Here is a 15,752-nt window from a genome sequence, read left to right on the forward strand (position 1 = left end):
CATGCGAACGACACCGATCTCTCCGCCGCCGATCGACCGCACCGGACGCTGGCTCGCGGCCCTCACCCAGTGGGTGCTCGCCCACAAGCGCCTGGTCGCGGTCGGCTGGCTCGCGCTCACCTTGCTCGGGTTCTACGGGTCCACGCAGGTCACCGGCGCGCTCGACGAGAACTTCACGATGCCCGACAGCGCGAGCACCGTCACGAACGAGCGGATCGTCAGTCGGTTCGACTCGGGCGGGGCGACCCCGCCGCTCGTCGCCGTCGTCACGCTGCCACCCGGCACGACGGCAAGCTCGGCGGCGGTCCGTGCCGACCTGCGCGCGCTCGAGCGGGACATGGCGCGCGCCGTCCCCGGCGCGCGCATCGCGTCCTTCGGCTCCACATCCGAGTCGGCCTACGTCTCAGAGGACGGCCGCACCACGTTCGCGATCGTGCATCCGCCGTCGGCCGCGGTCGGCGACAACGGCCCGAGCGGAAGCGAGATCAGCGAAGAGACGCTGGCGCGCGCCGAGCAGGCCGCCGCCGACGCGCGCGTGGGCGGCGCCGAGGTACGGCTCACGGGGAACGCCCTGCTGGCCAGCGAGGCGCCAGGCGAAAGCGGTCCCGCCTTCCTGAGCGAGACGCTCCTCGCCGGCGTCGGCGCACTGATCGTGCTGGTGTTCGTCTTCGCGTCCGCACTCGCCCTCGTGCCGCTGCTGATGGCGATCGTCGCGATCCCGGTCACACTGCTGGCCGTCTGGGGGCTCACCGCGCTGACCGAGGTCAACCTGGTCGTCGTCTTCCTCGTCTCGCTGATCGGCCTCGGCGTCGCGATCGACTACGCGCTCCTGGTCGTCATGCGCTGGCGCGAGGAACGCGACCGCGGGTTGAGCAACGAGCAGGCGATCGTGCACGCCGCCGGAACCGCCGGGCGCGCCGTGCTGTTCAGCGGCACCACCGTGGCGATCGGACTGCTCGCCGCGCTGGTGCTGCCCGTGCCGTTCCTGCGCTCGATGGGCTTCGGCGGCCTGCTCATCCCGCTCGCGTCCGTCGCCGTCGCGCTCACGCTGCTGCCCGTCGTGCTCGCCACGGTCGGACCGGTCGCCGACGCCCGCCGGCTGCGCCGCACCGACCGCGCCGAGCGACACTGGGCCGCCTGGGCGCGCCTCGTCATCGGCAACCGTGTCGCCGCCACGCTCGGCGGCGCCGCCCTGCTCGTCGCGCTCTGCGTGGCCGCGCAGGGCATCCTCCTCGGCAGCCCCGAGGCCCGCTCACTCGGCGGCACCGGCGCCCCCAAGGCCGCGCTCGAGCAACTCGAGCGCTCCGGCATCGGCGCGGCGCCGCTCACGCCGGTCGAGGTCCTCACCCCGGCCAACCGCGCGGCCGACACCGTCGCCCGCCTCGCCGCAGTCGACGGCGTCCGCGCCGCGAGCGCACCCGGTGGCGCATGGCGAGCCGGCGATCAAGCCGTCGTCGAGGTCCTCACCCGCAGCGACACGAACTCGCAGGCGGGACGCGCGGCGATCGGCGCCCTGCGCACCGCCGCCGCCACGCTACCGGCGACGACCATCGGCGGCAGCACCGCGCAGACGATCGACTTCATCGACGGCGTCTACGGCTCGTTCCCGCTGATGCTCGCGCTGATCTCGATCGTCACGTTCGTGCTGCTCGCACGAGCGTTCCGCTCCATCGTGCTGCCGGCGAAGGCGATCGCGATGAACCTGCTGTCCGTCTTCGCGACCTGGGGCGTGATGACGCTCGTCTGGCAGCACGGCGTCGGCACCGAGCTGGTGTTCGGCGTCGGCCCCGACGGAGCGGTGCAGTCGTGGGCACCGGTGATCGTCTTCGCGTTCATCTACGGGCTCTCGATGGACTACGAGGTGTTCATCCTCGCCAGGATGCGCGAGGAATACGACCGCACCGGCTCCACCGACGAGGCGGTCGTGCGCGGGATGGCCGGCACCGGGCGGCTCGTGACCAGCGCGGCGCTGATCGTCTTCCTCGCGTTCGCCTCGATGGCGACCGCCGGCGACAGAGACCTGCAGGTGCTTGCCACCGGACTCGCCGCAGGCGTCCTGATCGACGCGCTCATCGTACGCTCGCTGCTCGTCCCCGCCACCGTCTCGTGGCTCGGCCGCTGGAACTGGTGGATGCCCGAGCGTGGCCGACGGCTCCTGCGCCTGCCCGCGATCACGCCGGCGGCCGAATCGTGACTACCAGCTCGGGTCGTGCACCCGGCAACACGCACTAAGCCTTCGATTGCGCGCGGGTGTTGTACGGCGGCCTGCCCGAAATCGCCGGCGGCCTTCCGTGAGCGCGAGTCACTTGCGGCGGCCAACGGTCAGTGGTGGCATCGCGCGTGCGGCGCTTGCGCGAGGACCCAAGGAAGAGCGGACCGTCGATAACCGCTTCCACTTGGGTCCTGAGCAGTCCGCGGGCTTTGCCGCAGCTGCCGTTGCGCGCTCGAGTGTCCGATCACGCGCGCCTCGGGCGGCTGACCCGACGGGCGGGTGTCCTGTGCCCCCTGATGATCCTGATGCACGTGCTCGTCGACGATCAGCGTCTTAGCCGTCGGCCGGCGGAGCGCTTCGGCCGCTCGCTATGAACTCAGGAAGCGGAGCCGACCGCGTTGGTTGTCGCGACTGAGCCAGCCATCGGCTTTCTGTTCGGCGATGAAACGTTCGAGGCGCTGCTTCTCGTGAGCGGGAAGCAGCGCCGCCGCTGCATTGAACGCCTGCACCGCGTCCTCGCTGCCATGAGCGAGCTGCCCCAGGACATCGCCGGCCCTCGTCTCCGTCCGTTCGAGCACACCGCTGATCGCCTCCGCGATCAGGCGCCCCCGGCGATCGTCGTCTACCCGAAGAAGCGTCTGGTGCACGGTCTCGTAAGCGCCGTAGTCCTCTTGGTCAATCAGCGTCTCGAGGACGGCGTGAAAGAACCTGTCGTCCTCGTCGCCCCGTAGCATTTCGAGCATCTCGATCAACCGCAGAAAGCGACGTTCGCCGACAACGGCATCGCCTCCATCGCCGTCCTGCGCAATCACAGCTACGTCGCGCAGTTCCTGTCGCCACCGATCGAAGTCGTCCACTTCGGCGAGTATGCCGCTCCGGCTCCGTGTGCCGCTCAACAGGCGGCCCAGTCGTGGGAAAGTTCGCCGTCGTGAAGGGACATCGCCAGTGCGGCGGAGTGCGCCTCCGTCGAAAAGGACCATTCGCCGACGCAAGGTGCTCGGTGGTCCTGAGGGAGCCTCTCGTCGACAGACACCACTTCCGCGGCGCGCCATCGGGCCGGCTGTTCTTGCTCCGCGGGCGGGAGCGTGACTTCGAGCAAGTACTGCGGTTGCTGGTCGCGGCGAGCGAGTCGGGCGTGCAGGACCACAAACTCTCCGCGGAAACTCGCAGCCTCCACGGTCGTCGCGTACGGCCCCGCAGGGAGAGTGCCGACGCGTCCTGTCCGATGAGAACGGTGAGGCCGTCCGCGCCGGGCTGCAGCCAGGCGACCAGAACTGCGATGGAGGGGACCCGGGAGCGCCCGGCCTCGTGGATGCGCTCGAGTCGGTCCTCGTTCCCGGCGTCTAGCCGGACGCGGCTCCAGCGGTCCGTGAGCGGCAGCACGTAGAACGCCGGCGCCGGCGGTTCGAGCCACTCCGGCCGAGACGGGGCATCAAGCTCGTGGTCGCGGATCGCTCGGGCTACGCCGATGCCGACGCGGCCCAGCGTCTTCAGGCCCTCGACCCTGGCGTCGCGGCGGTCGGCGGATGTGTCCCACAGGTGGTCGAGCGAGTGTTCGACCGCGGACGGGCTCATCGTCGCTCCGCGCCGCGCCAGTTCTCGTTCGAGCAGCGCACGCAACTCGTCCCGATCACGCCCGCGGCCGGCGGCCTTGACCGCGCTCACCGCCGCGCGCTGGGCCCGACCTTCGGCCAGGGTCTTCCTGAACGAGGGCCGCTTGCCGTCCAGCTGCGACGGTGGAGGCGCGGAGGGCAGCAGCGCATCGTCGCCACGACTGTCGATCCAGCGGCGCAGCTGGAAGGCCGTGCGTTGCTCCTCGCGGGCGAACGAACCCGTGCCCGGGACCGGCTCGTAGCGCGCGAGCGCGACGGCCGCCTCGTCGAAGCGCCCGGCAGCCGCCAAGAGCGCGGGCCGCTGGAGACCGCTCACCACCTCGAGCAGCGCGTCAAGACTCATGCTCGGCTCGGCGCCCTCGATCAGCGTCGCGAGCTGCTCCACCGCGGCCGGAACGTCATCCGGCGTGGAGATCTCGAGAAAGTCCTCTACCTGGTCGTCGCTCGTTTCCACCAGCGCCAGCGCGAACCGCTCCCCGAGCAGCGGCCACCAGCGCCGCAACGGCTCGTACGTAACGCCGAAGCGGATGCCGGAGATCGCGACCGGCAAAGAGTCCGGGATCGACACGGGCTCGGTCACCTCGGCCGTCACTGCCATTCCGCCCTCCAGCGGCCGCACGAACCCAGCCACGGACAACCCACCGGTCCAGGTGACCTCCCGCCAGCCCGCCCCGGCCAGCCGCTCCGTCAGACCTTGCCGCAGCGCTGCGCGCAATTCGTCCGCTTTGCGTCCCATTCCCTTTCATCCTCCCAACTCGGGCCGCGCTCCGCGCGACATCCGCAACGAGCGAGCCGGCCCGGACAGCAGCTGGCCTGCGGCGCGCAGCTCCACAGACGCCTCGACGCAGGCCACGAGACGCTCCCATCTCCCTGTGAGCGTCAGTTGAAGGCGCCGATTCGTCGAGAAAGACCACGTTGCGTCGCCTCGGTGAAGGAATGAGGTAGCGCCCTTTGACGTGGGACGTGCCGGCTCGAGGGTAGGTTCCCGGTATGTCTTCAGCGGGCGGGAGGGGGCCGGCGCCTCGTCCTCGGTGGGGCGCACGCATACTCGTCGCGGTCGCAGGTGCTTTGCTGCTGGTTTACGGGGCGTTGACGCTCTTTGTTGCATCGGCTTGGGGTCCGGGCAACAGCGACGAACTGGTGCATGGCGGGCCAGCACTGATCCCCTGGTACGGGCTCTCCGCGGTTGGGACGTTGGCCGCGGTCGCCAGTCTTGCGTTCGTGCCGTACCCGCGGATCGCTCGGTGGGCTTTTGCTCACTGCAACGACGAGCCATCGGCTGGACGGCGCTCCTAGTTGCCGGCACAGACTGAGCCGAACCCGAACCAATCCTGATCCGCGCCGCATGACTCGCGTGACTCGCACTCTCGGCTTACACAACCGTCATGCGCCCGATGAAGGGCGGCGACCGATCCAAGCGGGAGTCGGCCAGGCGAAACGCGCGGAACCGTCGAGAACCTACTTCGCCGCTTCCGCGGTGCGCGGCCGTGAGGTTTCGCTGAACTGCACGGTCGAATCTCAAGGCCTCGGACACCGGTCTGGCGCTCCGTCACCGGCTTGCGAACCAATCGCCTCTGAGCCGCATGGTGGTCCGCCACGATCTCGAAGGTCCTTCGATCCTCGAGCGCGGCGTTCATTTGAGCCGTTCGCGAGTCGTCGACGACGTGCGGCCGCACCGCGCTGGCTATGTGGCTGGCCCGATCACGAGCGAAATGCGGCCGCTCCCGCTGAGCCCGACGCGCACGAGCCGGTCCCCTACCGGTACGTCCGCTAGCACGCAGAAGCCGGTGCTGACCTGCGTTAGCGACACCGCCTGCTCGAGCGCCCGGCCGAGCTCGTCGATCTGCTCGGGCGTGGCGACGAGATCGTCGAGCACATCGCCGTGGGCAACCGTCACCCGCAGGTGTCCCGAATCGGTGGGTGTGATGTGCAGAAGCTCCACGTCACCGTAATCATCGGCAGCATCCGTGTGATCCTGCACCTGCTGGCCCCTTCGTCGATAAGTTGCTCCTATGTCAAGCAGGCAACGTTCGGGAGTGCGGTGACCGGCGTCGGGGCTGGGTCGTCGGGCGGTTCGCTGAGCAGGCGGTGGAAGCGTCGGGCGAGGTAGCGCTTGAGGCAGCGGATGGAATCTTTGCGGGTCTTGCCCTCGGCGATCTTGCGTTCCAGGTAGGCGCGCGTTTCGGGGTCGCGTTGAGCGCGGGGTGATGGCGATGGTGTGCAGTGCCCGGTTGAGTTGGCGATCGCCGCCGCGGTGTAGTCGGTGGCGGTCGCGTTGGCCGGAGGAGACCGGGATTGGGGCGGTGCCGGCCTGGCGGGCGAAGCGGGCGTCGGTGTCGAAGCGCTCGGCACCGGCAGTGCGGCCGATCAGGGTCGCGGCCGTTAACGTGCCGCAGCCGAGCTCAGCGAGCAGGCGAGGGCGATAGGCGCGGACCAGGGTGCGCAGTTGGGCTTCGATGTCGTTGGCTTGGCGCGTGAGTTGCCGGATCGAGATGGCGAGTTGGCGCGCGATCCGTACTCGTGCTTGGCTGGCAGGCAGCCGTTGCAGCTTGCGAGCGATCTTTCAAGCCACACCGGGTGATCGAGGCATCGGGCGGGCACCTGCGCTTCAAGCTGCGGGCACAGGTCGACGAGATGCCAGCGCAGCCGGTTCACGATGCGTGTGCGCTCGGCGACCAGGTCGTTGCGGTGATCGGCGAGCAGGCGGATCTCCATCGCGCGCTCATCCAGAAAGGCCGCGGGAAAGTGCTCAACGCCTCGCGCAGCACTGCACGCGCGACCGCCAGCGCGTCGATTTCGTCCGACTTGCCGGGACGACGCTCAGCCTCGCGCGCCTGCCCCATCAGCTGCGGGGCGACCCGAACCACACGCTCGCCGGCTGCGATCAGCGCGAGCTCGAGTCGACCGGAGACGTGACGGCAGTCCTCGATCGCCCACACGCGCTCCTCATCGAGGCCGCGCGCTCACCGCAGCGCCTGCAGATGCCCAGGCTCATCAGCGGTGATCGAGCGCTGTCCGCGGACGGTGCCGCTGCCGGCGTCAACCGCCGCCAGCGCATGCGTGCGCTTGTGAGTGTCGGCACCGAGCACGATCATCGACCACCGTCCCTTCGAGAGCTGACCGCCAGACAGACCACCGACGGATAGACCTCAGTGAGGGCACGATTGCCAGGCTCCTATCGAGTCACGCCAGTGATCCTCGGGCAGCGACGGACGACATGACTTTTCCTAGCCAGACTCGCGTCGACTCGCTATTTCAGAGTCAGTCCGTCGCCCTCCCGAGACCCAACCGAGTCCACCGGACAGACCGCCGGACCCTCGGCGACGATGACACTGACGCGCTATTTCGTTGCCGAGTCCGCGCGGTAGGTCGCGATGAGCTCGATGCGACCGACGATGTGGTCGTTGAATACCGACAGCGGGATGAGAGTAACGAGTACGGCGTGCTGGTGCTCGTCAATCACCGACTGCAGCAACTTCGGCGACTGCACGGATGGAAGGTGTACGTGCTGAACGCGCGGTCGCCCCTTCGGGGCTCCGACAGACATTGCGCTCGCTCCCCGGGCTGACGAGAGCCGCCGTCGGCAGCCGGGCGGCCCGGCTGCGGCGGCCCGCGGACCGCACCGCGCACTGACAGCCGGCCAGTCGTCGGTTTCGGACTCGAGCCTGTTTGCTTTGCGACAACTCAGTCGATCAGGAGCTCAGAATTGGGTTAAGGTTCGTGCGGGCCGGCTGGCTGGCGCTTGAGCGGGTGGCAGAACCTTCTGCGGCGGCACATCTTCCTAGGAACGGGATGGTCGATGGGATCTGTGACTTCGGTGGGCACGGGCGGCGAGGGGAACCTCAGCAGGCGGCTCGCCGGTACCGCGGCGGCGTTGACGCTGGCGGTAGCCGTGCTGGCCAGTGCGGGAGCGGCGAGCGCTCGGGCGCAGCTGTTCTGGGTGAATGCCGGAGGGTCGGCCCTAGGGCGCGCGAACCTCGATGGCAGCGGCGCCGATCATCGGTGGCTGCCCGTTCCGGATGGCAGCCAACGAGGCGTTCCGTTCATGCGAACGGTGGCGGTAAGCACCAGTCACGTGTACTGGAGCAATAGCCGCGTGGGCATCGGGCGCGCGAACCTGGACGGTAGCGGCGCGAACTCGCAGTTCATCCCCACCTCCAACGCGTTCGGGGTGGCCGTCGATGGCACGTACGTGTACTGGTCCAGCTCCGGGGCGATCGGGCGGGCCAAGCTGGATGGCAGCGAGGTCGACCCGACATTCATCACCGGGGTCGCCGCAAGCGGATTGGCGGTTGACGGCACGCACATCTTCTGGGCCAGGAATACCAACCCCGGCACGATCGGGCGGGCGAACCTGGACGGCAGCGGAGCCGATCCGAATTTCATCCAGACCGATCGGCTCGGGGTTGAGAGCGTGGCCGTCGACGACGCTCACGTGTACTGGACGGTCTCCACCGCGAAGCGCATCGGGCGCGCCAACCTCGACGGCAGCGCCGTCGATCTGGACTTCATTGCCTCCGTCGGCAGCCCGGCCGCGGTAGCGGTGGACGACGCCCACCTGTACTGGACGACGAGCGGTCCCAACTCAATCGGACGAGCTGAAGTCGACGGCAGCGGAGGCGAGGAGACCTTCATCGCCCCACCCACCACCGGCTCGTTCCTTCCTTTCGGAATCGCCGTCAAGCCCACGACGGAGCCGTCGGTGCCGACAGGTTGGCAGACGCTGCGCTTTGCGCATAGCGAGCACGGGTTAACTGTGAGCGGCGCCAGCGAGGCGCCGGGCGCGGCGATCCTGCAGTGGCCGGTGAGCACGGGCGACTACCACTCACAGTGGCAACTGAAGCTCCGCGGCGAGCGCGGCTTCGAGGTCGTCAACCGCCACAGTGGACAGTGTTTGGACATCTGGTCCGAGCGTCCTGGCGCGCTGTTGCAGTGGCCGTGCGACGGCGGACTGGGTCAGCGCTGGGAGTTCGAGACGGCCGCTCCAGACGGTTCCCATCGGACGCTCAAGAACGTTTACAGCGGCCTCGTGGTCAACCAGGCCGGAGCCACCAGTGCACGAGGGGGCGCGGTGATCCAGTGGCCGCGGACGCAGGGAGCAGCCAACGAGCAGTTGTCCATCACGCCGGCACCGAGCGGGGGCCCGACGTCTGGGCCGACGCCCACTCCAGCCCAGACCTCCACCGAAGTGCCAACCGGGTGGGTGTCGCTGGGTTTCCTGCACAGCGGCCAGGCGCTGAGCGTGAGCGACGCGAGCGCCGAACGGGGAGCGCCACTCGAGCAGCGCCCATTTGTCGTGAACGCAACTCACTCGCAGTGGAAGCTGGTCCCTGTGGACCAACGAGGCTTTGAGATCGTCAACCGCTCCTCCGGCCAGTGCCTGGACATCTGGTCAGAGGAACCTGGAGCGCTGCTGCAGTGGCCCTGTCACGGCGGGCTCGGACAGCGATGGGAATTCGACGCGGCCGCCTCGGGACCATTCTTCAGCGTCGTGAAAAACGTGTACAGCGGCTTGGTCCTCAACCAAGCGGGTGCCACGACCGCACCGGGCGGCGCTGTTTTCCAGTGGCACCAGACGCCCGCAGACAACGAACGTCTTGTCATCGCACCCGCACCACAACCGGGCCGCCGCTAGACGTCTGGTCTTCCCCGCTTTCCGGAAACGACGGGCGTGACAGGCGCTGCTGCGAACGGGCACGGAACGACGCCGAACCTTTCGATCATGAAGCGCCAGAACAGAGGAACCGCGGCGCCGCAGCCCTGCAATGCGGACGCTCCGGGTAACAGAGCGCTGTGGAGGTCACCGTCTTCGCTGAGCGGTATCGCGCCGTTCGTCGCCTGGGACATGGGGGCACCGCGACCGTGTTCTTGGCGCAGGACGAACGCCTGCAGCGCGAGGTCGCCATCAAGCGGGTGCATGGCGCGGAGGTCACGGCCACGACGGCGAAGCGGCTTTGGCGCGAGGCGCGCATCATGGCGTCGCTGCGCCACCCGAACCTCGTGGCGATCTACGACATCGTGGTCGACGACGAGGACCTGCTGCTGGTCATGGAGTACGTCGAGGGTCGGACGCTCGCAGACGTTCTGGCCTCGGCGCCGTTGACCTGGCAGCGCACCGCGGAGTTGTTGGAGCCGATTGTGTCGGCGCTCGACTACGCGCATTCAAAGGGCGTCGTGCACCGTGACCTCAAGCCCGCCAACGTGCTGGTCGGCGACGACGGGTCGATCAAGGTGGCCGATCTCGGTCTGGCGACCGCGGCGGAGATCACCAAGATCACGCCGCCCGGGGCGATCATGGGCACGCCCGCGTACATGGCTCCCGAGCAGGCACGTCCAGGCACGCCTACAGCCGCCGCCGACGTGTTCGCGCTCGCGACGATCGCGTTCGAGGCCTTGAGCGGCAGCCTGCCTCGATGGGGTCCCGGCGTAGCCGCGATCTTGGCTCAAGCCACACGCGAGCCGCCAGCGGATCTGCGCGAGCACTGGCGTGACGCGCCTGCCGGTGCAGCCCGCGCGCTGATCCGCGGCATGTCGCCCATCCCGGAGGATCGCCAGCAAAGCGCATCGGATCTGCTGAGAGAGCTCACCGCCGGATTCACCGAAGCGCCCACGACCGAGCCGGCACCAGCGAGCGTGCCATCGCCCACGCGCCCGGCCCCGGCGGTCCAGTCACACCCGCAACGCCACCGACGTGCGCGGACGCTCGTTCTGACAGCTCTCGCGGTCGCCGCCCTCGTGACCGTCGCGGTCTTGGCGAGCCGGCGTGCCTCGCCGCCATCCACAACGGCGCCGCCGCTGGCCAACGCGACGCCGGACCGCACTCCTCGCGTCACGCCCTCGCCTGCGGCGTCCCCCGCCGCGACACCCTCGCCCGCGTCCGCGACCGCGACCGCTGCTCCCCGCCCGAGCCGCTCGGCCACGGCGACCGTCCGGGCCTTCTACCGTCGCGCGGCTGCCGGCGAGTACGCCGGCGCCTGGAGCCTGGCTGGACCGCGGATGCGGCAAGCGTTCGGCAACGACCTCCAGCGCTTTACCCGGGACCTCTCCTCGCTGCAGCGGATCGAGTTCGAGCGGATCACCGTCATCGCCCGCGACAAGGCCGGCGCCACGATCGCCATCCGATCCATCGCCACGCACGCCAACCGCGTCGACCGATGCGCCGGAACACTCCGCGCCGTGCGTCGCCCAGGACGGGGCTGGCTCGTCGAGCCGGCAAGCCTGCAGTGCACCTCGAGCTGATCGCCCTCGAGGGCGTCGCAGGCGGACGCACAACTCCGGATGCAGACCTGGGAGACGGCTCCGGACTGGGTTCAACAAGCGGTCGATCAGTGTCTACACGACATGCAGCAGCCCACGGCCATCGACGTGCCTTTGGACTGGGTGGTCCGCGCGCTCTTCCCGGAGCCGGAAGATGGTGGCGACGAGTTCGCGGTCTTCGACGCGGACCATGCTGCAGAACTGGTGTCGCATGCGCAGACCTACTGCAAGAACACGCCTTCCCGGAGTCAGAAGGTTCGAGCGCCAGAGTGGGGGACGCGCCGGCTGCTCACGATCAGGGCGCTCAACTGACGCCAGGCGCGTGCGTTGACGAGACCCATGCGGGGTACTGGGCCGGCGTGTTTGACCTCCGGAGGGACTGAGCCGTGGAGCGGGTGTTCTCGATCGCGTTCGCGGTCGCGATGATCGCCGTCCCGGTCGGCTTGTGGGTTTGGAGCTTGCGCCGGCACGCGCGCCAGGGCGGCATGTTCGATTGGGCCAAAGCGAGGGTCGCGCGACTCGAGGTACCCGGCTCGACGCAGGACACCCGCGAGCTGGTCTACCGCGGGCTCTATGAAGCCCTGGGCACCCGGACCCCGCCGCGCAAGAAGCACCGGGAGGACTTCAAGATCAGGTCGCACCTGGACGGGGATTTCGGGCTGGGCTCCGCACTGTTTCGCTTCGAGTTGCAGGCGCTCAACGCCGAACGGACACAATTGACGATCTCATTGCCGACGATGCACACCGGGCAGGGACCGCCGCACCCGGACGAAGCGCCGGCCCGTGTCGAGCAGGTCGACCGGCTGGCGCGCTGGTTCGTCGATACGGCTGGATGCCGCTTGCTCGAGACGCGATGGGGAAAGGGATAGCGACTTCGTCGAATCGCGCTACTTCGCGTTCGGGCACACTCTGGGCGATGGAGGAGATCCCCGAGTTCCGGGTCCGGCTTGAGCCCGTCGGCGCTGACGCGAGAGCGGTGCTCGGCTTTGCTGCGGCCGCCGACGAAGTCGGCCACCGCCACCAGCTCGGAGGTCGACCGACCTGGTTGCAGGACGATCAAACACCGACATGTCGCGATTGCGGCGAGCGCATGACGTTCTACGGGCAGCTCGACTCGATCGGCGACGACATCAGCCTCGCCGATGTCGGGATGGTCTACGTCTTCGTGTGCTTCAACGACTTCGAAGCGCGCGCGATCCTGCAATCTGGTTGAGCCGGGCGCTGAAGCGTCAGTTCGTCGATAACCGCTACTTCGCTGTGTTCACAGCGCACGATCACCCGGTGGGCACTGACAAGAGCTCCATGACGTCGACCGCGTTGCCCGACAGTAGAAGAACATGCGGATGGTGAGTGAACATCGCGGCGGCCTCGGCGGCGGAACTTGCCTCGACGATCATCCAAGCGACCAATTGGTTGGTGAACGTCTCGGTTCGATCATGGATGACTCGAAGGTTCGGTCCGAGCGGAGAACCGGACTCGATGATTGCGTCGGCATGGTCGGCGTGCCACTCGCCCCATGCCTTCATGAAGCGTTCGGACACCTCATCGGGGACGGCCTCCTTCTGCTGCGAATCTCCCGCACCTACGAACAGCGCCATATACCGGCTCATGCTGGCTCGCTCCTGGTCGCGATGAATGCTGCAGTCTTGCGGATAGGCCGGCCAGACGCCCGATCGCGCCGGAGCGGGCGGTCTTGCAGCCGCCCGAAGGTGCCAGATCGTCGAGGAGCGCTACTCCCCTGAAGCACATGTGACGTGTCACAGAGGCCTTCGCCGCGCGGTGGCTGGCCCAGCGTCGGAGCCCTACGGAAGCGAAGCGCGATGGACCTAGAAGTGCGGGGCGAAATCAGGCCTGACCTCGAGCCGGACGGGTACCAGGAGGAGCTGGATTCGCCGTACGCTCCTCCCAAGGTGGGACAGGCCCTATGCGACTACGTCGCCCAAGCGCCTGACGGATACGTGGTGATGGAGCGGTTCTGGCTCGCGCTCGCCAGGCGTCTTCACTTGCGGCTGCGCGTTCCGGTGCTCGTCTGTGACGTCGACGTACCGATCGCCGAGCAACTCGCGCGCCAGCAGAACTTGTCGCCCGCCGATCCGCTCACGGGACTCGATGTCGCGGTCTCGCAGCGAATCGATGAGCACCGCATCGCCGTGGTGTGGGCCGCCGAGAATGAGATGGCCTACGTCGCCTCCTCAAGGGCTCCCGCCGACCCGACCTGGATCTCGTTGAACACCGAACTGAGCCGCGACCCCGAGGTTCGTGCAGGAGTGCTCCCTGCTGGTGCGGCCGGCGCGTTGGTCCAGGACCGCAGCGCTACTTGGCACAGCGCTCCCATCGGCCGCAACGTCTGGCTTGCCGTGCTGCCCCAGCGCAGCGGCCAAGGCGAACCTGCGCTTCGCTATCTCGACGTCGAGGGCGCCCCGTTCGAGCTGACGCTTCCCTTTGCTGGTGTGCCGGCGCTCTGGCCCCAGCAAGCGCCCGGGTCACCGAAGCTGGGGCTCACCGGCCCCGACCTCGTGACCTACCGTGCCGGCGACTGGACGGTCACCGTCACCGGCGAAAGCGGATACACGGAAGCGGTGCTCAAGCCCATTCCGGGCACCGTGCTTGGACACGTGCACGGCTTCGGCCTCAAGACCGTCGACGACGGCTGGAACGCACGCGCCGAGTGCGGCAACTTTATAGTGAGGGTCGAAGGCATCGGCGAGACGCCCGCGCGTCTGGACCTTGTCGAGATCGCCAAGAGCCTGAAAGGGTTCATAGAGCGTCGACAGAAGCGACGACGACCCCGCAACGGAGCGGATTCGTCGAAACCCGCTACTTCGCTGCGTCACCCCGTGCGACCTTCTGCGTCGGCGCGTGAGATCGGATAGCAGAGCCGGAACCGTCGCTTGTTGACCGACCGACGTGTACGTTCGCGTGGGATGAGACGGCTTGGCTTGATCGCGCTCATGCCCCTGGCGGGTTGCGGTGTGCAGACCGATCCGTCGCCCACGCCCACGGCGACGGCGACGGCGACGCCGCTCGCGACCCGGACCGAGCCCACGTTGACGCTGACCAGCTCTGATGGCGTGCGATTCGTGCCCGGGACGAAGAAGCCAGCGGCAATGGAGCTGCAACCGATCCCGTGGCACCGCATCCGATTTCGGGACGGATCGGTGACGCTGAGCCTGGCTCCAGAAGCCGCGCCGGAGCAAGTGCCGTGCTCGGTGAACCATGTTGAGGTCGGACCGGCCGATGGTGTGCTGCGACGTGTGACCGTATGGGGGAAGCGGCTCAATCCCCCATGCCCGCACGGACCGAAGCAAATTGAACTCAGCGTCCCGGGATGGACGCGCGCCACAATCGCGGCGCCCGACGAGCTCGATGTGCCCGATGCCAGCCTGACGGGCTCCCAGCAAGTAGTCGTAGTCCCGGGCTCGGCCGTCCTGCAGCCAGACCGTCGTTCGATCGTCGTCGGCTACACGCACAGCCGCTGCAACGCCCTGGCCAAGGTCACCGCAAAGCAAAACGGCCCGGCCGTGCGAGTGGTGGTGACCGTTGGCACCGAGCCCAATCCCGCCAGCACCACATGCCTCAGCCCCGGTCTCTACGGGCACACGCTGGTCCGTCTGCCGACCCCAGCACCACCACGCGCCACCGTGACAGTCGTCCGATGCGGCCGCGACCGCCAACGCTGCGTCAGCTGGCTCCAATCGCGCTAAGCGTCAGCTGTCCTCGGCCCAGCCAAGATCAGCGGTGGACCCGCACGCCATGAGGCGTCCCGAAATGGACGGATTCGTCGAGAAGCGCTACTTCACAGGCTTGTACGCACCTGGCTTCGGCGTCCGAAGCGGCGGCTAGCTCGTGATGTCAAAGACCAGAACTCGTTCCGAGAACGGCTGCACGAGCGCGCTCCGTGGAGCGTGCTAGGGGTGCGGTGAAGCGCGCCGCCTCGAGTCAGGCTTACGACGAACCTAAGGCCAGAAGAACGACGTGATCGACCACCCCGGCCACGGTACCGCGGCAGCGCGCCGCGCATAAGAGCGCAAGGACGATTAGCGTCCATGGCGCGTCTCGTCCGCGCGTGTACGGTCGCAACTGGCGGATTGACGGCTCGCTCCTTCAATCACCCATTTAGCAGTCTTGACCGAGCAGGATTGACCCACGATAGTGGCCTTGATGGACGCGACGCAGCATGACTCACCGCAGCGGCCGGTGAAGCAGGCGGCCTCACGGCCCATCGCCGAGCCGGGCCTCGCGTCCTTCCCTACCTTCGGCGGCTCGGTGCCGATCGGCGCGTCCCTGGCCACCATGGGCGATGAGACACGGGCACAGGTCACCCGAGCCCTCCAGCGCTCCGCGGGCAATGTCGCCGTCACGCGCATGGTCACCCAGGCGCGCGAGCACCACGGCGCTGCGCGCGTGCGACAGGTCCAGCGCTCACCCGAGATGGTGCCGATCGTGGTCGGCGGCGCCAACCTCGGCATCGGCAGCTATCTCGCTGCCGGCGGCACCGTGGCCGGCTCGACCGCGCTCGCCGAGGGCACAGCCGTCATCGCGACGGGCGCGCTCGCCGAGGGCGCGGCCGTGATCGGGACGACGGCCGTGGCCGGCGGGGCCTCGGTGGGTGCCGGGGCCGCCGCCACGGCCGCGGTCGCCACCGGGGGGGCGGGGGCGGGGGGGGCGGG

The 15,752-nt window shown here is 68.6% G+C and carries 16 protein-coding genes and 2 pseudogenes; 9 read left to right on the forward strand and 9 right to left on the reverse strand.

The features are described from left to right. The first annotated feature begins 1 nt into the window (after position 1). Entirely contained in the window at positions 2–2,194 is a 2,193-nt protein-coding gene (locus OJ962_RS30450) for an MMPL family transporter (RefSeq protein ID WP_202958405.1), read from the forward strand. 386 nt (positions 2,195–2,580) lie between these two features. Here the strand turns inward: OJ962_RS30450 and OJ962_RS30455 are convergent, their stop codons facing one another. From OJ962_RS30455 to OJ962_RS30485, 8 genes and pseudogenes are all read right to left on the reverse strand, one after another. Continuing rightward, positions 2,581–2,964 (reverse strand): hypothetical protein, encoded by a 384-nt coding sequence (locus OJ962_RS30455; RefSeq protein WP_202958407.1) that lies wholly within the window; start codon positions 2,962–2,964, stop codon positions 2,581–2,583. Further along, positions 2,888–4,561, reverse strand: coding sequence for a hypothetical protein (locus OJ962_RS30460; protein WP_202958408.1), 1,674 nt, complete (start codon positions 4,559–4,561; stop codon positions 2,888–2,890). The genes OJ962_RS30455 and OJ962_RS30460 overlap by 77 nt, the downstream gene beginning before the upstream one ends. Positions 4,562–5,509: 948 nt before the next feature. Further along, on the reverse strand, positions 5,510–5,806 hold the full coding sequence (locus OJ962_RS30465; protein WP_238932616.1) for a hypothetical protein: 297 nt from the start codon (positions 5,804–5,806) through the stop codon (positions 5,510–5,512). A 267-nt stretch (positions 5,807–6,073) separates the two neighbouring features. Then, positions 6,074–6,319 (reverse strand): annotated as a pseudogene (locus tag OJ962_RS34560) (transposase); the annotation flags it as partial. Next, positions 6,208–6,540 carry an IS110 family transposase gene (locus tag OJ962_RS30470; RefSeq protein ID WP_238932618.1) on the reverse strand — a complete coding sequence of 111 codons (333 nt, stop codon included), beginning with the start codon at positions 6,538–6,540 and terminating at the stop codon, positions 6,208–6,210. The gene OJ962_RS30470 and the pseudogene OJ962_RS34560, both read right to left, overlap by 112 nt. Continuing rightward, entirely contained in the window at positions 6,477–6,764 is a 288-nt protein-coding gene (locus tag OJ962_RS30475) for a hypothetical protein (RefSeq protein ID WP_202958409.1), read from the reverse strand. Before OJ962_RS30475 ends, OJ962_RS30470 begins: the two co-directional genes overlap by 64 nt. Before the next feature lie 24 nt (positions 6,765–6,788). Continuing rightward, on the reverse strand, positions 6,789–6,920 hold the full coding sequence (locus tag OJ962_RS30480) for a hypothetical protein (RefSeq protein WP_255526310.1): 132 nt from the start codon (positions 6,918–6,920) through the stop codon (positions 6,789–6,791). Between the two features lie 245 nt (positions 6,921–7,165). Next, on the reverse strand, positions 7,166–7,315 hold the full coding sequence (locus OJ962_RS30485; protein WP_202958410.1) for a hypothetical protein: 150 nt from the start codon (positions 7,313–7,315) through the stop codon (positions 7,166–7,168). A 318-nt stretch (positions 7,316–7,633) separates the two neighbouring features. Between OJ962_RS30485 and OJ962_RS30490 the strand changes: the two genes are divergently transcribed. The 5 genes from OJ962_RS30490 to OJ962_RS30510 all read left to right on the forward strand — a co-directional run bounded on the left by OJ962_RS30490 (position 7,634) and on the right by OJ962_RS30510 (position 12,295). Further along, positions 7,634–9,460 carry an RICIN domain-containing protein gene (locus tag OJ962_RS30490; protein WP_270006816.1) on the forward strand — a complete coding sequence of 609 codons (1,827 nt, stop codon included), beginning with the start codon at positions 7,634–7,636 and terminating at the stop codon, positions 9,458–9,460. Between the two features lie 158 nt (positions 9,461–9,618). After that, positions 9,619–11,064, forward strand: coding sequence for a serine/threonine-protein kinase (locus OJ962_RS30495; protein WP_202958412.1), 1,446 nt, complete (start codon positions 9,619–9,621; stop codon positions 11,062–11,064). Between the two features lie 39 nt (positions 11,065–11,103). After that, positions 11,104–11,394 (forward strand): hypothetical protein, encoded by a 291-nt coding sequence (locus OJ962_RS30500; RefSeq protein ID WP_202958413.1) that lies wholly within the window; start codon positions 11,104–11,106, stop codon positions 11,392–11,394. Positions 11,395–11,468: 74 nt separating this feature from the next. Continuing rightward, positions 11,469–11,951, forward strand: a complete 483-nt coding sequence (locus OJ962_RS30505) for a hypothetical protein (RefSeq protein WP_202958414.1) — start codon at positions 11,469–11,471, stop codon at positions 11,949–11,951. A 47-nt stretch (positions 11,952–11,998) separates the two neighbouring features. Then, on the forward strand, positions 11,999–12,295 hold the full coding sequence (locus tag OJ962_RS30510; RefSeq protein ID WP_202958415.1) for a YwqG family protein: 297 nt from the start codon (positions 11,999–12,001) through the stop codon (positions 12,293–12,295). 61 nt (positions 12,296–12,356) lie between these two features. On the opposite strand, the gene OJ962_RS30515 is transcribed toward OJ962_RS30510, so the two are convergent. Beyond that, positions 12,357–12,692, reverse strand: coding sequence for a hypothetical protein (locus tag OJ962_RS30515; protein WP_270006817.1), 336 nt, complete (start codon positions 12,690–12,692; stop codon positions 12,357–12,359). Positions 12,693–12,902: 210 nt separating this feature from the next. On the opposite strand from OJ962_RS30515, the gene OJ962_RS30520 reads away from it, so the two are divergent. The 3 genes and pseudogenes from OJ962_RS30520 to OJ962_RS30530 all read left to right on the forward strand — a co-directional run. After that, positions 12,903–13,955, forward strand: a complete 1,053-nt coding sequence (locus OJ962_RS30520; protein WP_202958417.1) for a hypothetical protein — start codon at positions 12,903–12,905, stop codon at positions 13,953–13,955. 66 nt (positions 13,956–14,021) lie between these two features. Next, on the forward strand, positions 14,022–14,786 hold the full coding sequence (locus OJ962_RS30525; protein ID WP_202958418.1) for a hypothetical protein: 765 nt from the start codon (positions 14,022–14,024) through the stop codon (positions 14,784–14,786). Between the two features lie 457 nt (positions 14,787–15,243). Beyond that, a pseudogene (locus OJ962_RS30530) lies at positions 15,244–15,752 on the forward strand (hypothetical protein); the annotation flags it as partial.

It is taken from the genome of Solirubrobacter deserti, from assembly GCF_027587175.1.
Taxonomy (GTDB): domain Bacteria; phylum Actinomycetota; class Thermoleophilia; order Solirubrobacterales; family Solirubrobacteraceae; genus Solirubrobacter; species Solirubrobacter deserti.